19 protein-coding genes are annotated in these 22,617 nt (G+C 53.7%); 9 read left to right on the top strand and 10 right to left on the bottom strand.

The features are described 5' to 3' along the window. On the top strand, window positions 1-404 hold a 404-nt coding region (locus TH25_RS25330; protein ID WP_220151494.1), incomplete at its 5' end, for a hypothetical protein. Between the two features lie 85 nt (window positions 405-489). Here TH25_RS25330 and TH25_RS23605 read toward each other — a convergent pair. From TH25_RS23605 to TH25_RS23585, 5 genes are all read right to left on the bottom strand, one after another. Continuing rightward, the gene (locus TH25_RS23605) at window positions 490-1,170 is read right to left on the bottom strand and encodes a GntR family transcriptional regulator (RefSeq protein ID WP_114090722.1); all 681 of its coding nucleotides are present in this window, start codon (window positions 1,168-1,170) and stop codon (window positions 490-492) included. A 147-nt stretch (window positions 1,171-1,317) separates the two neighbouring features. After that, window positions 1,318-2,319: a 4-hydroxyproline epimerase gene (locus TH25_RS23600; protein ID WP_114090721.1), complete on the bottom strand. Its 1,002-nt coding sequence runs from the start codon at window positions 2,317-2,319 to the stop codon at window positions 1,318-1,320. A gap of 19 nt (window positions 2,320-2,338) precedes the next feature. Continuing rightward, window positions 2,339-3,586 carry an NAD(P)/FAD-dependent oxidoreductase gene (locus TH25_RS23595; protein ID WP_114090720.1) on the bottom strand — a complete coding sequence of 416 codons (1,248 nt, stop codon included), beginning with the start codon at window positions 3,584-3,586 and terminating at the stop codon, window positions 2,339-2,341. Window positions 3,587-3,694: 108 nt separating this feature from the next. Further along, a complete protein-coding gene (locus TH25_RS23590) occupies window positions 3,695-4,591 on the bottom strand; it encodes a dihydrodipicolinate synthase family protein (RefSeq protein WP_114090719.1) in 897 nt (298 codons plus the stop codon). 173 nt (window positions 4,592-4,764) lie between these two features. Further along, window positions 4,765-5,928 (bottom strand): glycosyltransferase family 4 protein, encoded by a 1,164-nt coding sequence (locus tag TH25_RS23585; protein WP_114090718.1) that lies wholly within the window; start codon window positions 5,926-5,928, stop codon window positions 4,765-4,767. 179 nt (window positions 5,929-6,107) lie between these two features. Between TH25_RS23585 and TH25_RS23580 the strand changes: the two genes are divergently transcribed. Beyond that, entirely contained in the window at window positions 6,108-8,273 is a 2,166-nt protein-coding gene (locus TH25_RS23580) for a bi-domain-containing oxidoreductase (RefSeq protein WP_114090717.1), read from the top strand. On the opposite strand, the gene TH25_RS23575 is transcribed toward TH25_RS23580, so the two are convergent. Continuing rightward, complete coding sequence (locus TH25_RS23575; protein ID WP_114090716.1) at window positions 8,252-9,196, bottom strand: AEC family transporter; 945 nt, start codon at window positions 9,194-9,196, stop codon at window positions 8,252-8,254. The two genes, TH25_RS23580 and TH25_RS23575, sit on opposite strands and share 22 nt — an antisense overlap. A gap of 153 nt (window positions 9,197-9,349) precedes the next feature. Continuing rightward, complete coding sequence (glpK, locus tag TH25_RS23570) at window positions 9,350-10,843, bottom strand: glycerol kinase GlpK (protein ID WP_114090715.1); 1,494 nt, start codon at window positions 10,841-10,843, stop codon at window positions 9,350-9,352. A 216-nt stretch (window positions 10,844-11,059) separates the two neighbouring features. Between glpK and TH25_RS23565 the strand changes: the two genes are divergently transcribed. Together TH25_RS23565 and TH25_RS23560 are read left to right on the top strand one after the other, a co-directional pair. Further along, window positions 11,060-12,199, top strand: a complete 1,140-nt coding sequence (locus TH25_RS23565) for a UDP-N-acetyl glucosamine 2-epimerase (protein ID WP_114090714.1) — start codon at window positions 11,060-11,062, stop codon at window positions 12,197-12,199. 79 nt (window positions 12,200-12,278) lie between these two features. Next, the gene (locus TH25_RS23560; protein ID WP_114090713.1) at window positions 12,279-12,827 is read left to right on the top strand and encodes a hypothetical protein; all 549 of its coding nucleotides are present in this window, start codon (window positions 12,279-12,281) and stop codon (window positions 12,825-12,827) included. Window positions 12,828-12,917: 90 nt separating this feature from the next. Here the strand turns inward: TH25_RS23560 and TH25_RS23555 are convergent, their stop codons facing one another. Further along, complete coding sequence (locus tag TH25_RS23555) at window positions 12,918-14,378, bottom strand: NAD-dependent succinate-semialdehyde dehydrogenase (protein ID WP_114090712.1); 1,461 nt, start codon at window positions 14,376-14,378, stop codon at window positions 12,918-12,920. Between the two features lie 67 nt (window positions 14,379-14,445). After that, on the bottom strand, window positions 14,446-14,796 hold the full coding sequence (locus TH25_RS25565) for a hypothetical protein (protein WP_258549290.1): 351 nt from the start codon (window positions 14,794-14,796) through the stop codon (window positions 14,446-14,448). Between the two features lie 30 nt (window positions 14,797-14,826). On the opposite strand from TH25_RS25565, the gene TH25_RS23550 reads away from it, so the two are divergent. The 5 genes from TH25_RS23550 (at window position 14,827) to TH25_RS23530 (ending at window position 20,979) form a co-directional block, all read left to right on the top strand. Continuing rightward, a complete protein-coding gene (locus TH25_RS23550) occupies window positions 14,827-15,522 on the top strand; it encodes an outer membrane lipoprotein-sorting protein (RefSeq protein WP_258549289.1) in 696 nt (231 codons plus the stop codon). 178 nt (window positions 15,523-15,700) lie between these two features. After that, window positions 15,701-18,496 (top strand): MMPL family transporter, encoded by a 2,796-nt coding sequence (locus tag TH25_RS23545; RefSeq protein ID WP_114090710.1) that lies wholly within the window; start codon window positions 15,701-15,703, stop codon window positions 18,494-18,496. Between the two features lies 1 nt (window position 18,497). After that, window positions 18,498-19,886: a hypothetical protein gene (locus tag TH25_RS23540; protein ID WP_114090709.1), complete on the top strand. Its 1,389-nt coding sequence runs from the start codon at window positions 18,498-18,500 to the stop codon at window positions 19,884-19,886. Window positions 19,887-20,053: 167 nt separating this feature from the next. Next, entirely contained in the window at window positions 20,054-20,503 is a 450-nt protein-coding gene (locus TH25_RS23535) for an antitoxin Xre/MbcA/ParS toxin-binding domain-containing protein (protein WP_114090708.1), read from the top strand. Next, window positions 20,500-20,979 (top strand): RES family NAD+ phosphorylase, encoded by a 480-nt coding sequence (locus TH25_RS23530; protein WP_114090707.1) that lies wholly within the window; start codon window positions 20,500-20,502, stop codon window positions 20,977-20,979. Before TH25_RS23535 ends, TH25_RS23530 begins: the two co-directional genes overlap by 4 nt. Window positions 20,980-21,494: 515 nt before the next feature. On the opposite strand, the gene TH25_RS23525 is transcribed toward TH25_RS23530, so the two are convergent. Beyond that, the gene (locus TH25_RS23525) at window positions 21,495-22,511 is read right to left on the bottom strand and encodes a Fe(3+) ABC transporter substrate-binding protein (RefSeq protein ID WP_085595613.1); all 1,017 of its coding nucleotides are present in this window, start codon (window positions 22,509-22,511) and stop codon (window positions 21,495-21,497) included. Window positions 22,512-22,617: the final 106 nt, after the last annotated feature.

The raw sequence follows: 22,617 nt of genomic DNA, 5'->3' as shown, positions 1-22,617 counted from the left end.
CCCTTCCTGCTTATCTACAATGTCAAAGAACACATCCCGAAGGAAAATATATCCCGAAGGACAAACCAACAAGGCCGCAGTCAACTGCTCGCCGCAGCACCGCGCCCCGTCGGTGGAGGCGGGTTATAGGCCTACTTGCCCTGCTTGTAAATACCTTTTTGTCGAAAAACCGTAAAAAAGTTGCCTGCGCAAAAATTTTGCGCCTGGCCGCATTTCGCGGTTATGAAATGCCCCTTAATGACGACAAATTCGGAAAAATTACCGGCCTTCCGACCAGCCATTCAAGACAACAATCAATGGCAATCGCCGCCGACAAGAGAATCCCGGCTGTTTTCACCAAACAGGGAAGAAAAACAGAGCAAACCCCGTGCGGGCCCCATTGCTGCAGGGACAGAGTCCCATAAACGCCACTGGCGGATAAACCAACATGACAGTGGCCGTAACCGCCACCCCGGGCTTTGGACGGGTAGAGAGGATTTTAAAACGTCATCAAACTTCGTGACTGACGCGGGCAACACGCAAACATTCGATCAGGCTTTTACAGGAATCGGCGATATGCTGATCGAGCAGAGAGACGGCCCGCGATACGTTTCCGGTGCGGCAGGCTTCGAGAATATCGTGATGCTCGCGTTCGGCCTGTTCGGTTGCCCCGGAAAGAGCAAGCTGCGCCCGGGTGAAACGAACCGTGTTATTACCAATCGTGCGCACAATTTCCAATGTTTTGGGACGATTTGAGGCCTGATAAAGACATTCATGAAACTGACGGTTCAGTTCGCCCCAACGGGCAATATCACCAGCCCGCAAGGCTTCGTCATAAATATCGAGAATTTCACTGGCAGCGCGAATATCATCCGCGCTCAGGCGCGGGACCGAATGGCGCAACAACTCACATTCCAGAAGACGGCGAACTTCAAACAGCTCCTCGATCTCGTCAAGAGAAAGCTGGGCGACAATCGCACCCTTATGCGGCTGAAAAGTTACCAGACCCTCAGCATCCAGACGTTGAAGCGCCTCGCGCACCGGAATGCGCGACACATTATATTCGCTGGCAATGGCATCCTGACGCAATTGCGTCCCGGCGAGAAAGTCCCCCGACAAAATACGTTCGCGCAGGTCTTCCGTGACCTGATCGGTAATTGTACGACGGGTAAAACGCGGGGAAGCTGCCATAGTGTTTACGTCTATCTAATTGCCGAACCAAAACAGCCTATCACACGGGATCAGCCATTCCTGATACTCATAGCGGGGCCGTTGGAGTGTGGCAATAAAATTACCGGGTTTGCCGCAAATCTGGCGAAAATAACCCCGGATCAGACGTTATTTGACAATAAAGCCATGGGCATAGGGATCGCGATCATCAATGAAGATCGTGTTTAGCCCGTGCATGCGCGCCCAGCCCGCAACCGATGGCACAATCGCCGGGTAATCCCCAACCGACGTTTCCGCGACAACATGCGCCTCGAATTGCGAGCCAATAATGCTTTCATGAACAATTTTACCATCGGCGGGCAAACGGCCCCGGGCCGCAAGCTGGGCCAACCTTGCCGAGGTGCCCGTGCCACAGGGAGACCGGTCAATGCCCTTGTCACCGTAAAAGACGGCATTGCGGTGTGTGCTGTTATCCTGGGTCGGTGTGCCTGTCCATTGAATATGAGACAGACCATTGATTTCAGGATGCAGGGGATGCACGAAAGTCTCGATTTCATTAAGGCGCTGGCGCAATTGCGGGCTGAGACGCTGAAAATCACCGACCGTATAATCCGCCATATCGCAGAAATTTTGCTGCGGTTCGACAATGGCATAAAAGTTGCCGCCATAAGCAACATCAACCGTCAAAAGGCCCAGTTCGGGGCAGTCAACCTCGATCCCTTCCTTATAAAGAAAGGACGGAACATTGGTCAGGCGGACTTTTTCAACATAGTCGCCGATTTGCTCATATTCGGCAATGACCAGCCCGGCAGGGGTATCGAGCCGGACAATGCCGGGAGTTTTGGGTTTGATTAATCCCTGTTCCAGCGCCATTGTTACCGTGCCAATGGTGCCATGCCCGCACATCGGCAAACAACCCGATGTTTCAATAAACAGAATGGCGACATCGCAATCATCGCGGGTCGGCTCGTATAAAATGGAGCCCGACATAATGTCATGTCCCCGCGGCTCGAACATCAGGCCGGTACGGATCCAGTCATATTCAGCCAGGAAATGCGCACGTTTTTCGCGCATATTGGTACCGACCAGACGCGGCCCGCCGCCGGCAACAACCCGCACCGGATTACCGCAGGTATGACCATCGATACAAAAGAAACTGTGCTTTGCCATTTATTAAGCGGGCTCCGGATTAAAAACGGTTGATGCGATAGGGGGTCATATCAATGCTGGCGGGACGTCCTGCAACAAGGTCGGCCAGCAGACGCCCCGTCGTCGCCCCCATTGTGAGGCCAAGATGACCGTGACCAAAGGCAAAATAGACATTGTCGTGTCGGGGACTGGCCGAAATAACCGGTTTTGAATCCGGCATTGAGGGTCGGAAGCCCATCCACTGGGTGCCACCATCTTCGCGCAGCCCAGGGAAAACCTGCTGGCCCTTTTTGAACAGGGCCGAAGCCCGGCTGTAATCGGGTGCGGCATCCAGACCGGCAAGTTCGACAGCACCACCCACACGAATACCCATTTCCATTGGGGTCAGAACAATGCTGTCATCCGGGCTGATCACCATGTGATTAAGCGTCACACCATTATAAGGAACCGTGGTGTTATAGCCCCGTTCGGTGTCGAGCGGCACATTACTGCCCAGGCGCGCCGCAAGATGGCGGGACCAGGCCCCGCAGCACATAACCACATGATCAAACCCGATATTATCGCCCGCCCGATTAATGGCAGAACGCGGACGGCCCGCCTGATAGACAAAATCAGCAATATCAGCTGTTTGGAATTTTCCGCCACGATCCAGAAACAACTGATAAAGACCCATGACGAATTTATAGGGGTCAAGCACCCTGCCCCAGTCTTCCTCCAGCACACCACAAACGAAACCCGGTGCAAGGTCGGGCTCGCGCTCATAAACTTCATCGCGCGAAAGATCGGTCAGGCGCACCCCGTTGCGGCGGCGCAAATCGGTATAATAATCATCGCCCCGACGTCCCTGTTCAGAGCGGTAAACCGCCATCGCGCCATCGCGGAAAACGGCATCCTGCAATTTGGCGTCGCGGATAAGAGGATCATAATCATCCCAGGCGGAATGCAAAATAGCGGCAAGTTCGGTTGTAATCTGCTCCACCCGGTTGCGTCGGCCTGCAGCGATAAAGCGCAACAACCAGGGCAACATTTTAGGCAAATAGGACAACCGCAAGGTTAACGGCCCGTTTGGGTCCCTGAGCCAGCCGGGAACGTTTTTAAGAGTGCCGGGCATGGAGATCGGGGCACATTCGCTGACCGCAAGCCCGCCGGCATTGCCAAAAGAAGTGGCGCGCCCCGGTTCGCCCTTATCGGCCAAAGTGACGGCAAAACCCTGTTTTTGCAGGGAAAGACCGACATTCACCCCCACAATTCCGGCACCTATGACAAGAACATGTTGCGGGTCAGACATCGGGACCTCATCATCCTGACAAATAACAGCAAAACAGGGGCTTCAAACCGGCAGGATCACGTTTTCCCTGCCGGTTTAACCCGATATGCAGACGTTAAAGACACACAATCACAGAGACGGGCGCGTGTCGATGGCCTTTTGAATAATCGCGGTAATGGTCTCGCGCTCTTCACCCACCAGGGTCAGGCGCGGGGCACGGACATATTCCTTACCCACCCCGGTCATGGCCTGGGCAAGCTTGATATACTGAACCAGCTTGGCATGCACATCCATATGCAGAACCGGGGTGAACCAGCGGTAAATCTTGACGGCTTCGGCATATTTGCCTTCGGTCAGAAGTTTCCACAGGCCAACGGATTCTGCCGGGAAGGCATCGGTAAAGCCGGAAATCCAGCCCACAGCACCAAGGACCTGGGTTTCCATCACGAGGTCGTCCATGCCGCAAAACAGGACGAAACGGTCGCCACAGGCATTGTAAATATCGGTAATACGGCGCGGATCGCCCGAGCTTTCCTTGATCGCGACCAGATTTTCAACATCGGCAAGCTGGTTGAATTCTTCGGGTTTGATATCGATGCGATAGGCACCCGGATTGTTATAAATCATGATCGGCAGCGATGTTTTGGCGGCAACCGCACGGAAATGCGCCAGATTTTCGCGGGTATCGGCCGTGTAAATCATGCCGGGCAGAAGCATCAGCCCATCGGCCCCCAGTTCTTCGCATTTCTGGGCATATTTGATTGCACCTGCCGTGGTGGTTTCAGCCACGCCCGACAGAACGGGAATACGGCCCTTGGTGATTTCGACAGCCAGTTTGAGGACGGCGATTTTTTCGTCCATTTCAAGGGTGGTGTTTTCACCGACCGAGCCCAGCATCACAAGACCATCAACGCCAGCATCAATCAAAGCTTCGATCTGTTTGGCCGTCATGTCAAAATCGATGGAGCCATCTTCAAACATCTGGGTTGCAACGGCGGGGAACACGCCAGTCCAGCTTACCTGCATCACACAATTCCTTATATCCGATACGCGGCCACGCCCGACAGGAACGCCCGCAAATTTGCCTGACACCAGATATCGCACATTTGAATATTGTATACAATATCAAAAACAAAAAAAGTCGTGACGGTATTTCCGGCGCGGAAACACGTTCTGCAAGCAGTCCTGAAAATGTTAAATTAGCCCTCGATCACCTGCAGGGTTTTCTGAACGACAACAGCATCGCACAATTCTTTTTCAACCAGGGCATAGGCATTATTTGCACATTTTTCCCTGAAGGCGTCATTTTCCATCAGACGTTCAATCGCATCAGCAAGAGCTTGAGCATCTCCCAGCTTTACCAGCAGACCGGTATCCTTATCGCGCACAATTTCGCGGCATCCCGGGACATCGGTAGCAACCATCGCAAGCCGACAGGCAGCAGCCTCGATCAGGGATTTTGGCAAGCCTTCCCGCCAGGAAGGTAAAACCGCCAGATCAGCCTGCTGGAGCAAGGCGGGAATATCGCTGCGCTTGCCAAGCCATTCCACCAGTCCCTCGTTTTGCCACGCTTTCAGGTCATCGACAGTTGCACAGTCGGGATTGGCCAGGTCCACATCGCCGACCAGCAGAAATCGGTAATAAACACCTTTTTCAGCGAGCAACCGGATGGCGGCTACCAGTTCCCCAAGCCCTTTGGACCATAACATGCGCGCAACAAAAATGGCGGTTTTTGGCTGATCGGCGGTTTCCTGCTTTTTTGCCTTATCAACAGGAAAATATTTTTGCATATCGACGCCAGACCCACGGATCAGCGACAAATTGGCCCGACGGAACCCCAGAGAGGCCATTAATTCTGCGTCATCGCCATTTTGAACAATGACCCGCACAGATTTAAACCGGGCATAAAACCGCAAGATACGACACACGACTGACCGGACGATTTTGGCCTTGCGTCCATGCGAAACAAAAACAAAGCCAAGCCCCGTCACCATATTCACAATGCGGCGCGCGCCCACAAGTAACCCGGCCAATGTCGAGAGAATAACGCACTGAATGGCGACATTGACGATGACGTCGGGCTTCTCGCGACGGAAGATGGAAACAAGATGCGCAACCGTTTTTAACGAGGAAACCGGGCTTAGGCCACCACGGGCGATGTGGAGATCGATGACCCGGAACCCTTCGGCCAATAGCAATTCTGCCGCCTGATTTTTGCGACAGGCCACGACAATCTCCCAGCCGCGCACCTGTGCCGCACGCGCCAGCGCCATACGGTGCGAAAGGAAATACCAGTCCTCGCTACAGACAAATAGCAGCTTTTTGCGTTTTAATACGGCATTGGGTATTCGCGAATGTGACATGGTATGTTCCAGTTAGACGTCACCCGGACACAGGCCGGTTCTCGTCCGGTTTCATTCGGAAGTGTTGCTAGCGATACCGACGGGTTCCGTCAATCACAGATCGACCAAAAACTGTATCTATGATTTAATCGATCCTGGAAAATACGGCCCAAACGGCCATCTCGGGGGAAAATCGATTTATGGCAATGATGCGTGCCCTGCTGCGTTTTCCGGGGGAAAAGCAGGTGAAGGTGGCGCAATGCCCCGTTCCGGCCCTGCAACCGGGAACCATATTGGTCCGGACCACTTTATCCGTGATCAGTCCCGGCACCGAAGCGACGCAAAATGCCGAAACCCGCATGCCCCTCATCGCAAAGGCGATCAAACGGCCCGATTTAACCACGCAGGTCTTTGACAAAGTATGTCGCGATGGTTTGGCCGCCACCCGCAATGCCGTGCAACACCGCCTGGATCAGCCCATTGCCGCAGGTTATGCCTGCTGCGGGATCGTCGAAAAAGTGGGTGATGGTGTAACCGGTTTTACCAAAGGCATGCGCGTTGCCTGCGGCGGGATCGATTTTGCCCGCCATGCGGAATGGAATGTGGTGCCGCAAAACCTTGCCTGCCCCATCCCCGATAAGGTCAGCGATGCCAACGGCGTTTTTACCACCCTTGCCTGCATCGCCCTGCATGCCATTCGGCAAGGGGAAATCGGCATTGGCATGACAGTTGCGGTTATGGGCTGCGGGCTGATCGGACAGCTTGCCATTCAGTTGGCAAATGCTGCCGGGGCGCGGGTTATTGCCATTGACCCGCAGATGCCACGCCTGGAAACGGCACGGCAAAACGGTGCCTGTAGAAGTTTTAAAACCGCACACGAAATAACACCGCACGAGATGGCCGACATCACCCACAACACCGGATGTGATGCCGTTTTATTGTGCGCACCAGACCAAAAAGGCACATTAATTGACGCCGCTGCCACGCTGTGCCGCGACCGCGGGATTATTGTATGCGTGGGCGACATCAAACCGAACGCAGACCGTGGCACACTTTTTCGCAAGGAAATCACCCTGCGCCAGGTGCGATCCTATGGCCCAGGCCGCTATGATGCCAACTATGAACTGTTCGGGCAGGACTACCCGATTGGCTATGCCAGATGGACGGTTAAACGCAATATGCAGGCGGTGCTTGACCTGATGGCAGATCAACGTTTCACCCCGGCCCGCCTGATTGACGCCAGAATTCCGCTTGCCGATGCGGCAAACCCTGTACCCGGCGAAATACCGCCGCTTGCCACCGTCATTGAATATCAAGACACCGACAGCATTGCCAATACAGAAACACCCTTTTCGCCGCCGATCGGACCGGCGGCAAAGGCAAAAAAAACGGATGGCGTGACACTGGGCATCATTGGCGCAGGCAATTTTACCGGTGCCACCCTGCTGCCTATTTTAAGAAACATCCCGGACACGACGATCAAATATATCGCCAGCAATCGTGGCCTTGCCGCACTGGGGGCCAGCCGCCGCCTGCCAGGATCGCAGGCGATCAGTGACACGGCACAAATATTATCGGACCCGGAAATTAACGCCGTTATCATTGCAACCCGCCATAACAGCCACGCAGAGCTTGCAAGCAAAGCACTTTTACGCGGCAAACATGTCTGGGTGGAAAAACCCCTTGCTGTCAGCTTGCCGCAACTTGATGCGCTTGACGAAACCCTTCACAAAATCGGCCCAGATCAAACCTTGATGGTCGGCCATAATCGCCGATATGCGCCCTTTGCCAGCCTGATGCGCGATGCCCTGCCAACGGGGACCAAACATTTTTCCTATCATGTGCGATTATCGCCGCTGCCGGACAATCACTGGCTGAACCATCCGGACCAAGGGGGCCGCACCATTGGCGAGATCAGCCATTTTATCGATCTGATAACGGCGCTGGCCCAATCCCCTGTCTTAAATATCCATTGCCACTGGATCAACCGCACACGCGGCGACAGTATTTGGGAGATCCGGTTTGCCGATCACAGCCATGCAACCGTGCATTACACACATGGCGGGCAAAGACACGACCCGAAGGAACGCCTGCATATCACCGCAGCCAATACAACGATTGAGCTGATCGACTGGCATAAACTGGTAATATCAAAAAACGGCAAAAGAGCCCGTCATCGCAGTGGCGGCCTCCTGTCCCGAACCCCACAAAAAGGGCATGACCAGGCACTGTTAACGTTCATCCAGCGTGTTCATGACCCAAAATGGGCCCAGATTGATAACATGATTGCCCCGCCCGGCGCGCAGGACGAAATCAATCTGTGCCGCATGATTTTGGAAGCCGCCTATGGCTGTGCCCCGGCATAAAGCACCAGAAGCGGCAATGTAACGACACTGATGAGCGTGGTGATCAAAATGGTGGTTGCGGAACGGTCAATACAGATTTGGTAATTACCCGCCAGAATGGCGACATTGGCCCCGGCAGGCAAAGCCGCCATGATTGTCACCACCGTCAGCCATAGCGGCGGCAGATCAAACACGAAATAGGCAATCGAAAAAACCAAGACTGGTTGAATAAACAGTTTCGCGCAGGTGCATAATAAACTGGCCGTCAGGTTCCCGCGCACACTTTGCCCATACAAACCACATCCAACAAGGATAAGGGCCACCGTTGGCCCGGCAACGCGAAAACGTTCCAGCGTATTGGTGGCAATTTCCGGCAGTTTCAACCCCACAAGTGACGCTGCAACACCGGCAATAATGGCGATGATAATGGGGTTTTTAAGCACACGCACCATACTTCCGGCCACAGTAGCAAGCCTGGTTTCGCCCGATGACCGGCTGCCTTCAACCAGAAAAATGGTTAGACCCAGCAAAGTTAACGGATGGATGGCAAGCACAATCAGCAAGGGGACCAGCCCGTCTTCGCCATAAACCGCCTGGATCAGCGGAATCCCCAGCAGCACCACATTGGAAAAAACACCGCCGACGGCCGTAATGGCCGCTTCGTCGTTTTTCGCCCCCAGGGTCAGTCGTGCGGTAAAATAAACCAGCACATAATTCAAAAGCGCCCCGCCATAATACGCCCCCCACAGGCGCAAATCAAAATGGGCGCGGATGTCAGACTGCGACAGGGTTTGAAACAGCATGGCCGGGATAAAAACATTCATCGCGATCCGGGCCAGAACCGGAATACCCTCGCGCGAGAGAATGCGGGTGCGCATCAACAGATATCCACACAGGATCGTCAAAAAGACGGGCCCGACCTTACTGAAAATCAAATCCAGCATTCATCCCCCGAATGCAGTTTCACTGCAGGTTTCATTATTTGCCATGCGCCAAAACATTGGCGCACATGAAAAAGGCGGCACCAGCCTGTGCCGCCCGTTCAATATTCATACTATAGAAGGTTTTTGGCCCTGACCAGTCAGCTTAATGCAACCCTAGTCATCGCTGGTGCGCACCCGTGCAACCGCATCCCGCCAGCCGTCCAGGACATGATCGCGCTGCGCCCCTGCCATTTTGGGAGAAAATTTCGCATCCAGTTTCCAGCGGCTGCGAATTTCATCCAGATCCGAAAACAGCCCGGCCTGCAAACCGGCAAGGCAAGCTGCCCCCAATGCCGTTGTTTCGGTAATTTGCGGACGCTCAACATCAATCGATAAAATATCGGCCAGATACTGGCAAATCCAGTCATTGGCAACCATGCCGCCATCCACCCGTACCGCCTTGGGCGCAACGCCATCGGCCGCCATGGCATCAAACAGATCAAATGTCTGATAACATACACTTTCAAGGGCGGCGCGGACAAATTCGCGCGGGCCGGTATCGCGCGTCAGGCCAAATACGGCCCCGCGGGCATCGGCATCCCAATAGGGTGCGCCAAGCCCGGTAAAGGCCGGGACCATATAAACACCCCGATTATCGGGCAAATCACCGGCCAGACCCTCGGTCTCCGCAGCAGATTTAATGATGCCCAACCCGTCGCGCAGCCATTGAACCGCTGCACCCGCGACAAAAATCGCCCCTTCCATCGCATAACTGATTTTGCCATTCAGACGATAGCCAATGGTCGTGAGCAGGCGATGTTGCGAGGTTACGGCCTCGTCCCCGGTATTCAAAATCACGAAACAACCGGTGCCATAGGTACTTTTGATTTCGCCGGGATTAAAACAGCATTGACCGAAGGCAGCGGCCTGCTGGTCGCCCGCAATGCCATAAACCGGGATTTCGGCACCAAACAGGTTCTTGTCCGTCATGCCAAAATCGGCAGCACAATCCTTAACCTCCGGTAACATCTGTTCTGGGACACGAAAGATGTCGCACAATTCCGCATCCCACTTATCGTCGCGAATATTATAAAGATTTGTGCGTGCCGCATTGGTCGCGTCTGTGGCATGAGACTTTCCACCCGTCAATCGCCATAACAAAAAGCTGTCAACGGTGCCAAAGGCCAGATCACCCTGTTCGGCACGCGCGCGCGAACCCGTTACATGATCCAGTATCCAGGCAATTTTGGTCGCGGAAAAATACGGGTCAATCAACAAACCACTTTTGGCATTAATATGCTGTTCAAGGTCTGGGTCCCGATGGCGCAACTCGCGACACAGGGCCGCGGTGCGGCGGTCCTGCCAGACAATGGCATTATAGACCGGCTTGCCGGTTTTACGATCCCAGACAATGGTGGTTTCACGCTGGTTGGTAATGCCGATTGCCGCAATCTCGCGAACATCAATATGGGAAATCGCCTCGCGACAGGTTTCAACAACCGTATCCCACAAATCTTCCGGGTCATGTTCCACCCAGCCGGAATTGGGAAAATGCTGCGGGAATTCACGCTGCGCAACCGCAACAGACTTGCCATCACGGTTAAAAACAATCGCGCGCGAACTGGTGGTTCCCTGATCAATGGCAAGGATGTATTTTTTGTCTGACATTTCGTTCCTCCCGGTGCATCGGCGATTTTATGACAAAAACATGCCATGCACATTCCGTTTTGGTAAAAGTCAGATAACATCGCTCGTAAGTCAAGGAATTTTCGTTACACAACACATTTGCATCAATTAATTTCATTAACGAAAATTTAGACGCCCGAGAAGGCCACCTGGCCATCCAAACACGCCATACGCCCCGCATCACAGGCCGACATTCCCATGCCCAGCACTGTTGCCGATAAAAAGATTGTCGATCTTGTATTTGGCACACGTCCCAACATCATAAAGGCGGCCGCCCTGTATGCCGCCTGGCAGGAACGCCGGACAAAGTGCCCTTTTTCCCTGCGACTGATTGACACTGGCCAGCATTGGGACGACACATTATCCCATAATCAGCGCGTCGCCCTTGGCCTGCCGGAACCCGCCTGCAATCTTGGCGTTGGACCGATGCTTGAGAAACAACGCCAACGCAGCAATGCTCGGCCATTTGGGCGCGAGGCTGTCATTACCAGCACGCAAAACGCGTATGAACATATTTTACAGACCGCCCCACCCGCGGCCAGCATTGCCATTGGCGATGTTAATGGCTCCGTCGGCATTGCCCGTGGCGCAGTGAAGCACCTGATCCCCGTTTTTCACCTCGAAGCGGGCCTTCGCGGTGGTTGCGATGCCATTGCCGAAGAAGCCAACCGCCACGAATTGGACCATATTTGTAGCTATCTTTGGGCGCCAGACGAAACAGCACAAACGAACCTGCAAAACGAGCATATTCCAGCAACCAAAATTACCGTAACGGGCAATATCATGATCGATGCCCTGCTGCGATTTTCGCCAACGAAACCACCGCAAGCCCCCACCGCCCTTACGCAAAACACTATTCTTGCGACCCTTCACCGTGCCGAAAATCTGGCGAGCCCAGCCAGATTCAATGAAATCCTGACCGCAATTTTCAAAATTGCACAGGATCATCCCATCGTCTGGCCGCTACATCCTCGCACCCGGTCGCTCCTGGAACAATCGGGCCGGTTCAATGAAATATCAGGTAATATTTGCCTGTTGCCAGCCCTCGCCTATCCCGAATTCATGACTTATCTGAAACAGGCAAAACTGGTTATTACCGATTCTGGCGGTATTCTTGAGGAATGCGCCTATCTTGGCAAACGCACGGTTATTTTGCGCCCGCAGACCGAACGCCCGCACGCAATGGCCCATTGCGGTTTTCGCCATGCCGAACCGCACGGTTTGACAAAACAGACCGACATGGCATTGCACAGCACCCCCACATCCTTTCAGCCCGCAGGATGGCAAGGCAATGCCGCCATCAGAATGCTTGAAGATATAACATCGCGGTTGTTTTAGCGGCACCCAAATAGGCACAAAAATTGCTTATATATTCCAGTATACAACCCTATATGGCAATTTTTACCGGGGAATGATCATGACAGCTTTTCAATCGGCTGCCGGTCTTGACACTGGGCTGGCACAAAAACTGACAGCAACCACACATGGCATCATCGCGTCAAGCAGCACCGGTTATGCCGATAAAAGCGCGGATAACGGCCATTCCGCCGAAGTAAACAAGATCCGCGAAACCGGGTTTATGAATTATGTCAAAGACATCGAAGAACAAAAAATAAAGGAAATGCGCGAAAAGATCCTGCAATCGATGGGTCTGGACGAGGAAAAACTTGCCGCCATGCCCGCCGATCAGCGCGCTGCGATTGAAAAATCAATCTCCGAACGCATTCAGCGGCAGCTTGATGTTGCCAGCATGAATAACAGTTCGGACGATGAAGACGAAAAAGACGGCAGCAAGAGCCTTGATCACAACATGGCGCAAATGTCGTTTGACCCGCAGATGTATGCCGCACTGACCATGATCCAGGAACGTGACCAGCAGGTGGCCGAAAACAAGGCGGAAGTTAAGGGACAACCCGAAACCGAATTTGACACCAGCTTTGGCCTTTCCCGGCGTAACGGACTTTAAAACACGAAATTCCGACAGCAAAATGGCCCGGATGTCATGTCATCCGGGCCATTGCCGTTTTCAAATATCACGTATGGACGTTATCTGCCGTTAAGCATCCAACCCGCCCATGCAGACATATTTGGTTTCCAGATAGTCTTCCATACCATATTTGGAGCCTTCACGCCCAATGCCGGACTGCTTATACCCCCCAAAAGGGGCAACTTCGGTCGAAATCACACCAGCATTGACACCAACCAGGCCACTTTCAAGCCCCTCGGCGATTTTCCAGATCCGCCCGATATCCCGGGAATAGAAATAGGACGCCAAGCCAAATTCGGTATCATTGGCCATTTCCAGCACTTCGTCATCGGTTTTAAACCGGATCAGCGGTGCCATCGGGCCAAAGGTTTCTTCGCCAAAAAGCTGCATTTCCGGGGTGGCATCGACAATTACGGTCGGTTCAAAGAAAGTACCACCCTTTTCATGGCGTTTCCCGCCGGTCAGGACACGGCCACCTTTTTCGAGCGCATCCTTAACGTGGCTTTCAACCTTTTGAACCGCCTTTTCGGTAATCAGCGGGCCAATTTCAACACCGTCTTCCGTACCGGCCCCTACCTTCATCTTGCTGACTTTGGCCGCCAGTTTTTCGGCAAAGGCGTCATAAACCGCATCATGCACAAAAATACGGTTCGCACACACGCAGGTCTGGCCGGTATTGCGATATTTCGATGCCAATGCGCCGTCAACGGCGGCGTCAAGATCGGCATCTTCGCAAACGATAAAGGGCGCATTGCCCCCCAGTTCCAGACTGATTTTCTTGATGGTATCGGCACACTGACGCGTCAGCAGGCGACCAACGGCCGTGGAGCCGGTAAAGGTCAGCTTGCGCACGATGTTGCTTTCGGTCATTTCCTGGCCGATTTCCTTGGCATCACCGGTCACAATCGACAACAGCCCCTTCGGCAAACCGGCGCGTTCGGCCAAAACGGCCATTGCCAGCGCCGAATAGGGCGTTTCCGATGCCGGTTTGACCACCATCGAACAACCAACCGCCAATGCCGGGGCTGCCTTGCGCGTGATCATCGCGGTTGGAAAGTTCCACGGCGTGATGGCGGCACAAACGCCAACCGGCTCTTTTAAGACAACAACACGCTTGTCGGCGGCAAAGGTCGGGATCACATCGCCATATACGCGCTTGGCTTCTTCGGCAAACCATTGCAGGAAGGACGAGCCATAGGCAATTTCACCGCGTGCCTCATTAATCGGCTTGCCCTGTTCAGCGGTCATCAATTGGGCGAGGTCTTCCTGATTTTCCATCATCAGGTCATACCATTTCATCAAAACAGCGGCGCGTTCCTTGGCGGTGCGCTTTTTCCACTGCTTTTGCGCGGTTTGGGCAGCTTCAATCGCCTGACGGACAACATCCCGTCCCAAAACCGGGATCGTCCCCAACTTCTCCCCATTGGCAGGGTTGGTGACATCTTCGGTTTTACCGTCAGGGGCATCTATCCATTCACCCGCAACATAAGCCTGTTGACGAAACAGTGACGGATCTTTGAGCGAAACCATGTTTCCTCCTGAATTCTGAAAATCGGGGCGCGAACCGGCCCTCTTGATAACGTCATGTGACCTGCTTTCAAGCAGCTTTGCAACTCAAATAGCGGTTATGACGATCAAAACCATATCCACCAAACGCCACAGACACCGACCAGTTCCAACCACGGGCAAATTCATCATGCCCAAGACCGGGCAGCTTGCCGGCAAAAGCAGCACCCAAAGGTAGTACACCTGCCATTATTATGATATTTATAGGAAATACTGGATAGACTTGGGGACATTGGGGGAAACAATGCGTCGCCACTTTTGGCAACGGCCAGCAAACCTGGCCGCCTTTGCATACGGAATATTTGCCTGCATTTTTACCTTTTCCGCCCACGCGGATGAGCTGACCGGACGTCAGATCCTCGATCAGGTATCTGCCCGTCATGATCGCCCTTATGAGGCCGAAGATCAGACGATGACGCTGATCGACAATCGCGGCAATACCGAAGAACGTGCGCTGCGCCGCTATGCCCGCGAATGGGATAACGGGCTGTATCGTTATTTACTGGTCTTTGACGAACCCGCCGGTGTGCGCGGGGTCGCCCTGCTGACCTGGCAAAACCGGGGGGCGAGTGACGACCAGTGGATCCACCTGCCTGCCTATGGCCGCGAAATGAAGCGGTCCGCCGACGGGGGAAAACGCAACTATTTCATGGGCACCGATTTCGCCTTCGAGGATATGACATCCGAAGACCGCGAAAAATTCCGCTATGACCGCCAGCCTGACGAACAGGCCGAACTGAAAGATCAGGACGGCAAAGTCATCGAAACGATTGATAGTTACGTTGTCGATGCCTATCCCAAAGATGACGCGCTTGCCGCCGAGACCGGCTATAAATATCGTCGCCTTTATATCAGCAAGGACCGGTTTTACATTCGCCGGATTGATTTTTACGACCGGCGCGGACGTTTCCTGAAAACCCAGTATAGTTGGGATATGACCCAAATCGAGGGCAATACCTGGCGCGCCAACACCGTGTTGATGGACAATGCCAAAGAACGGCATCAGACACTGGTGCATGTGTTAAACCGCAACCTGGGCGAAGATGCCGTCCCGGCGCGTATGTTTGAACAACGCTGGGTCACAAGCGGGCGTCATTTACGGCGTTAATCCCAATCAATATCCGCAGGACGCACGGGCTGTGACGGTTTTATACAATCCCCTCACAGCCTGTTTAAACAATACAAAAATGGCGTTCGGCACCTGTCAAGCCGAAAACGCCCTTGGGGCCGACGGAAAAAATTCCGGATAACCGCGCAACAGCCCCAACCGCCAAGGGGGACTTTACGTGCAGAATTTCCTGACCTTCGGGGTACGGCATCGTACCCTGACCGCGCTGATCATTGCGCTTGTTACCATTGTTTGTGGCATGGGCCTGGGCAAACTCCGGGTTGATACCAGCTTTGACAGCCTGATCAGCGACAGTGATCCGACCAAAATCATCTATGAAAAAATCAAAGATGAATTCGGCTCGGACAATACCACCATTATTTATGTGCGTTCAGCAAACCTGTGGACGGAAGAGCGCATCGGCGCCCTTGAAAACATGCACTTCGCGCTCGAGGACCTGCCATTTGTCGAACGGGTTGACAGCCTGTTTAACGTGCGCAGCATCCGCGATCGCAATGGCATGATCGATTCCTCCACCGTGCTCGATGGCGTTCCCTTTGATGATGAAGAAATGCAGCAGGCGCGCGATAACGCGCTTTATTCGCCGCTGATTGTCGGCAATTTCATTTCAAAAAATGGCAATGTGACGGCCATCAATGTCAGCATCACCAAGGACCCCAACGACCCGGATTTTGACCGCCATGCCTATCGGGCAATCGAGGATGCGATTTCCCCCTATCGCGCCGCCTTCGACGAGGTATTTCAGGTTGGTCCGCCGCGCGTTAACCAGGATACCGAAACAAACTTGTTTGATGACCTGGCTCTTTTGGTGCCGCTGTCGTTAGGTGTTCTCACGGCAACCATTCTGGTGTTTTTACGCAGTGCCTTTGCCCCGATCATTCCCATGATCACATCCACCATCAGCCTGGTCTGGGCATTCGGCCTGATGGGATATTTTGGCATCCCGGTCAATATCCTTTCGGCGATGGTGCCGTCGCTGGTCATCGTCATTGGCTCGACAGAAGACACCCATATGCTGGCGGGTTATCTTGGCGGCCTGCAACATAGCGACAAAGATGCTCCGGCCCGCGAAAAACGCCGTCTGGCGACCCTGTTTCTCATTCGCCATCTCGGCCTGCCGCTGATTCTAACCTCCGTTACCACCACCCTTGGCTTTGCCGCCAATGGCATGGCCGACATCAGCCTGGTACGCGACTTTGCCTTTGCCGCATCGGTTGCCATTGCGGGCAATGGCATCATCACGCTGATGCTGGTACCTCTCATGCTTTCGCTATTTGGTCCGCTGCGCAGTCGCCTGCACAAGACAGCAACGGACAAGGACACGACATCCAAACCCGATGATCATGATATTCACGGGCCAGTGGCGCTGGTGTTAAAATTCTGCCGCGCCGCCGCCGGCAAGCCCCGCATGGTCATTGGCATTACGGTCCCGGTTTTGCTGATCTTTGGCCTTTTTGCCTTCCAGACCAAGGTTTCCAACGATCCGATTGCCGCTTTCAAGTCCCATCATCCGCTGGTGCAGGATGTGAACAAGCTGGCCGACACCCTGTCGGGGATGGAGATTTTTTATATCAACCTTGAATCCCCACAGCCCAACGCCTTCAAGAAATCGGAAAACCTGCAAAAACTGGCGGACATCAAACACTACATTATCAATGATGGCCGGTTTGATAACGCCCTGTCCTTCGCCGATCATTTATCGCTGGTAAATCGCGAATTTCACGGCGGCGATCCGGCGATGATGGTGGTCCCCGACAGCGAACAGCTTGTCGATCAATATCTGCTGTTCTTTCAGCGATCCGATCTGGAAAGCTATGTCAGCCATGACTTCCAGCGCGCCAATATTGTTGTGCGCCACAACATCCATAACAGCCACGATTTGAAACAGGCTGTCGCCGACCTGGCGGCAAAGGCCAGTGCCATTGCCGGGCCCAATATCCGCGTCAACCTTGTTGGTCAAAACCTGATGATCAACAATGCCGCCGAAGACCTGATCAAGGCACAGGTTCAGTCTGTCGCGCTGTTGCTGGCCGTTATTTTCGTGATGATGTCGCTGGTCTATACCTCGACGATTGGCGGTATCCTCTCGCTTGTTCCCAACATCATTCCCATCGTCATTGTTTTTGGCATCATGGGGATGTTTGATATTCCGCTTAATCCGGGCACGGCAACTGTTGCCGTAATCGCCATTGGCATCGCGATTGACGATACCATTCACCTGTTATCGTCCTATGCGCAGGAAAGCCGCCAAACCGTGGATCGCCTGGAAGCCGTGCGCCGCACAGTCAGCGGCCAGGCCATTCCGGCCATTTCAACCTCGGTTGCGCTCACAGCCGGTTTTATCGTGCTGTTATGGTCCAATTTCACCATTCTGGCCCAGTTTGGCGGGCTGTCGGCCATTGCCATGATCACCGCCCTGATCGCCGATCTGGTGATAACACCGGTATTGCTTTCCTATGTCCGGCTGGTCGGTCTCTATGAAATCCTGTCGCTCAAGGTCGGGCAGGACCTCATCAATAACAGCCTGCTGTTCAAGGATATGAGCCGTTATCAGATCCGCAAGGCGATCCTGCTTTCCGAGGTTGTCGAATTCAAAAAGGGCGACCGGCTGGTGGATCAGGGCTCCATCGGGCGCGACATGTATTTCATCCTGTCGGGCAGTGCCTCTGTCAGCCTGGAACGCGACGGGCACACAACCACCCTTGCCACCCTCAAGGAAGGCTCCGTTCTTGGGGAACTTGGTTTTGTTCACGAACAGGAACGTACGGCCAATGTTGATGCTTTAAGCAACGGGGAAATGCTGCTGTTTAACGCCGATACCGTTCGGCGCAACATGCGCCTTTATCCGCATATCGCCGCCAAGCTCAACCTCAATATCGCCCGTATTCTGGGCGCGCGCCTGGCTGAAACCTCCAGCCGCCTTTCAGACTACCACCGCGAAAAGGGGACCTGACATGATCAAGCATTCCCGCCGCATTCTTGGCACTGGTATTATCACCCTTGCCACCAGCACTGCACTTTGTGGTCCGGCGCACGCGGCTGAAGACGGCGTTGCCGATTTCTTCAAACAGGTTTTGTCCAATGCCACCTACCAATCCGAAGCGGTTGTCACCACCTTTCGCGAAAAGCCCGATGACCGTGAAAACAAGGGCATCGAGGACGAACAGATCGAAGGCTGGTCGCATCTTTCAATGGACAGCAACAGCTTCGTTGGCGATTACTGGTCTTTCGGGCTCGGGCTTGAAGCCATCGCATCAACCTATCATGGCGGCGAACAGGGCCTGTTTACCGCCCCGGGCCAGGGGGACGGGCAGGGAAAATATGTCGATCTCAGCCGTTTAACCCTGCAATATCTGGGCGATAACAGCGAAGTATTGATCGGCAAGGATACCATCCCGATGGGTGTTGCCGAAATTTATTCCCCTGCCGATCTTTATAACAGCTCGAACCTGATCAACCCGCAGCAAAGTGTTGATTTTGGCGTTTGGCAGGCCCGCACAGACTTTTACCTTGGCAGCGACCGCCTTACCGCTATTGTGATGCCGCTTGCTGAAAGCGGTCCGTCGGCCAGCGAATTATCACGCTGGTATGCGCGTGGTTCCAGCGGGTCCGATTTTGCCGCCCTGAACCTCCCGGCCCTGCCCGGCGGCGGAAGTGCGGATGTGCAAAATGCTGGTTATGACAATGACGATCCCGGTAATTGGGGCTATCTGTTGGAATATAAAGGCATGGCACCCGGCATTGACTATTTCGGCTCGGCCTATAGCGGGCCAAGCCCCTACCCGGTTCTGAAAAACCCGCCTTCCGGCCAGCTTGGCCCGTTTCTGGTGGAATATCCCCGGGCCAATATCCTCTCGGCGGGCGCGGCCCTGACCCATGATTCCTGGAAATTCTATGGCGAGGCCGTTGGGTATTGGTCCGCCCATCAAAAGGACGATGACATTGCCCGCATGATGATTGGCACCAAATACCGCGAAACGACCTTTGCCAATGCCATCGGCTTTAACGAAATCACCCCGATTGTCGAATTCGACAAGGAATGGCGCCTGGATAAACAATCGCACCCGGATTATTCCACGTCATCGGCCGATGCCCGGCCCAACCCGGAAAATATTATTGCGGCCATTACGGTAACAATTGATGACGAATGGAAGTTTGGCGGGGCCTATAACCGCTCCATCCGCGATCGGGATTCCCTGGCCCGGCTTTTTGTGCGTTATGAACCAACCGATAATTTATGGATGTCCGTCACCGCGATGGATTTTCATGGGCGCGATGGCACCGTTTTTGGCCGCTATCGCCGCAATGACAATATCGCGTTTAAGGTTCATTACAGTTTTTAGCACGCACAGGCGGACCATCGCATCGTGGCCGACGGCTTCTAAGTGCCGGGAATATCTGCAAAGGCGCACCTGGCTTGTCCGTTCATTGCATGTTGATGTGTCATATGGTAAATATATTTACATCACATGACACATCAACATGCGCCCTGTAACCTGGAACCGCCATCATGACCGTGCAAACCGCCATTCCCGTAAATCCGATTTATTCTTTTGTCGGCCTGCGCGAACAGGAAACGTCGCCGCACGCTCTGCTTGATCAGATCGAAAAGGGTATTCCGGTGGCCGGTGTGCGCAAACTGGCCGAATTTCTATTTCCCGATGCCGGAAATCGCGCCGTCGAACATCTGGTGTCGCGGTCAACCATCGAACGGATCAAACGCAGCCGGTCGCCCCGCTTTTCCCGTGCTGCGACCGAACAGATTTATCCGGTCATCAAGGTAACGGCCAAGGCAATGGAGCTTTATCCCGGCGAACCGGAAAAAGCCGTGCGTTTCCTGCAAAAACCCCATCCGATGCTGGGCGGCCAGGCCCCGCTCGAACTCGCCCGGAAATCGGGCGCGGGGGCTGATATGGTCATGGACCTGTTTAACCGTATTCAGGCAGGCCTTGCTGTATGACGCATCGCGTCCTGCCCGAAGCCAAAATCGCCTATCGCATTGGCGACCCGGCCGGGATCTATCCGGTTTTTTCCGCCGAGGGCGCACGCCTGTTTGCCGGGCGCTGGCATGATGTCGGGCAGCCTGTCATTTACACATCCGAACATTATTCTACCGCGATGCTTGAAAAACTGGTGCATTTCAACGGCGAAATCCCGTCAGGTCAGCATTTTGTCAAAATCACCATTCCCGCTGGCACCAGCTACGAGGTCTTCAGCCCGAACCACCATCCCGGCTGGCATGAGGAAAATGAAAAGATCGCCCGTACATTTGGCAGCGCATGGTTTCGCGAAAAACGGTCCTGTATTTTAATGGTACCCTCTGTCGTCGCGCGCGAGGAAAACAACATCCTGATCAACACCACACACCCGGATTTCGACAGGATCAATACCGAGCTTGAACGCCCGATCTGGTGGGATGACCGGCTTTATCTATAGAGGATTGCACTTATAATCCGTCAAACTTGCACTTATCGCGCTTTTCCGGCTCAGATTAAGTGATTTTATCGCCAGAGCCAAACTCACATTAACTGCGAATGTGATCAGATTATTTACCACCAGACCGCAATCATCACCGTGAAATCACATTATCTGCCACTGAAGATTATATCGACAATCCGGCCTGACGCATCATCTGCCCCAGTTCCTGGGTTCGTTCGGAATCCAAATGTACAGGTCAGTGAGGCCGCGGCAGAAGGTGGATCTGCGGCAACACAGGTTCTGGCGAGTGCCCGTGAACTGTCAAAATCGGCAAGCGATCTGCGAACACAGATGAGTACCTTTGTTGAAAAGGTTCGGGCAGCGTAACCCACCATCACAAATCGTGCCCTGTGCGTTGAAGATTGCCTACTCATTAAAGACAACGCTCAAAAGCCAGCATAGTAATGAAATGGAAACGGGCTTGGTTGATTGCACCAAGCCCGTTTCCGTTCGCTTTATTAGATTTCTGCAAGCTATTTGTTGTAACCGATCTCATCAACCATCTTGATCGCGTCCGGTGTCAGGCGTGCGATCTCTGCGAGGGAGATATCATCCGCCTTGAAGGTGCCCCAGGACTCGACGTTCTCTGCCCATTCAACGCCTGGCTTGACCGGGTATTCGTAGTTCACTTCGGCATAGATCTGCTGGGCAACGTCACCGGCAAGGAATTCCATCAGTTTGACAGCGTTTTCCTGGTTCGGTGCGCTTCTGATCAGGCTCATGCCGGAAATGTTCATCGACATGCCACGGCCATCTTGGTTCGGGAAGACGATGTTCACGGCTTCGGCCCACGGACGCTGTTCTTCGTTGTCCATCATCTTGCCGAAGTAATAGGTGTTACCGATTGCGATATCGCATTCGCCTTCCTTGATCGCCTTGACCTGACCACGGTCATTGCCCTGCGGCTTGCGTGCGAGGTTGTTTTTCAGACCTTCGAGCCACTCTTTGGCTTTTTCTTCGCCGTGAACGGCAATCATGGATGCGAACAGGGCGACGTTATAAACGTGCGTACCCGAACGGGTGCAAACCTTGCCTTCCCATTTCGGGTCCGCCAGATCTTCGTACGAGGAGATTTCACCCTCTGCGACGCGCTCTTTGGAGGCATAAATCGCACGACCACGCTGGGTCAGGGCAAACCAATGACCTTCGGGATCACGAAGGTGAGCCGGGATATTGGTCGACAACACGTCGTTGGAAACGGACGCAGTAACGCCGACATCAACCGCCTGCTGGATACGACTGATATCAACCGTCATCAGGATGTCTGCCGGGCTGTTGGCACCTTCCTGCTTGATACGCTCTACCAGACCTTTTTCGGCAAAGATCACGTTGACCTCAATACCGGTCTCGGCAGTGAAATTTTCAAACAGGGGCTCAACCAGAAATTCCTGACGCAGGGAGTATACATTGACTTCCTGGGCGCTGGCTGCGGTTCCGACGAAGGCAACTGCACCAAGTACAGCACCTCCAACAAACTTCCTGACATCCATCTCGGTATTTCCTCATTCATCATAAGATCAATATTATATGCAATTGACTTGCAGTATCGATTGCAGTTGATAAATTAGGCTCAGGACCTATTAATTTTCGCTCCAC

The organism is Thalassospira profundimaris, assembly GCF_003326755.1.
In the GTDB taxonomy this organism is placed as follows: Bacteria; Pseudomonadota; Alphaproteobacteria; order Rhodospirillales; family Thalassospiraceae; genus Thalassospira; species Thalassospira profundimaris_B.
The sequence above is the reverse complement of the archived record's forward strand: the minus strand, read 5'-3'. Positions and strand labels throughout refer to the sequence as shown.

Bases quoted from the DNA above. Each gene is read 5' to 3' on its own strand.
- TH25_RS23605 (WP_114090722.1), bottom strand. From the start codon at position 1,170: ATGGCAGCTTCCCCGCGTTTTACCCGTCGTACAATTACCGATCAGGTC.
- TH25_RS23600 (WP_114090721.1), bottom strand. From the start codon at position 2,319: ATGGCAAAGCACAGTTTCTTTTGTATCGATGGTCATACCTGCGGTAAT.
- TH25_RS23595 (WP_114090720.1), bottom strand. From the start codon at position 3,586: ATGTCTGACCCGCAACATGTTCTTGTCATAGGTGCCGGAATTGTGGGG.
- TH25_RS23590 (WP_114090719.1), bottom strand. From the start codon at position 4,591: ATGCAGGTAAGCTGGACTGGCGTGTTCCCCGCCGTTGCAACCCAGATG.
- TH25_RS23585 (WP_114090718.1), bottom strand. From the start codon at position 5,928: ATGTCACATTCGCGAATACCCAATGCCGTATTAAAACGCAAAAAGCTG.
- TH25_RS23580 (WP_114090717.1), top strand. From the start codon at position 6,108: ATGGCAATGATGCGTGCCCTGCTGCGTTTTCCGGGGGAAAAGCAGGTG.
- TH25_RS23575 (WP_114090716.1), bottom strand. From the start codon at position 9,196: ATGCTGGATTTGATTTTCAGTAAGGTCGGGCCCGTCTTTTTGACGATC.
- glpK (WP_114090715.1), bottom strand. From the start codon at position 10,843: ATGTCAGACAAAAAATACATCCTTGCCATTGATCAGGGAACCACCAGT.
- TH25_RS23565 (WP_114090714.1), top strand. From the start codon at position 11,060: ATGCCCAGCACTGTTGCCGATAAAAAGATTGTCGATCTTGTATTTGGC.
- TH25_RS23560 (WP_114090713.1), top strand. From the start codon at position 12,279: ATGACAGCTTTTCAATCGGCTGCCGGTCTTGACACTGGGCTGGCACAA.
- TH25_RS23555 (WP_114090712.1), bottom strand. From the start codon at position 14,378: ATGGTTTCGCTCAAAGATCCGTCACTGTTTCGTCAACAGGCTTATGTT.
- TH25_RS25565 (WP_258549290.1), bottom strand. From the start codon at position 14,796: ATGACGGGCAGATACCTGATCGAGGATCTGACGTCCGGTCAGCTCATC.
- TH25_RS23550 (WP_258549289.1), top strand. From the start codon at position 14,827: ATGACGCTGATCGACAATCGCGGCAATACCGAAGAACGTGCGCTGCGC.
- TH25_RS23540 (WP_114090709.1), top strand. From the start codon at position 18,498: ATGATCAAGCATTCCCGCCGCATTCTTGGCACTGGTATTATCACCCTT.
- TH25_RS23535 (WP_114090708.1), top strand. From the start codon at position 20,054: ATGACCGTGCAAACCGCCATTCCCGTAAATCCGATTTATTCTTTTGTC.
- TH25_RS23530 (WP_114090707.1), top strand. From the start codon at position 20,500: ATGACGCATCGCGTCCTGCCCGAAGCCAAAATCGCCTATCGCATTGGC.
- TH25_RS23525 (WP_085595613.1), bottom strand. From the start codon at position 22,511: ATGGATGTCAGGAAGTTTGTTGGAGGTGCTGTACTTGGTGCAGTTGCC.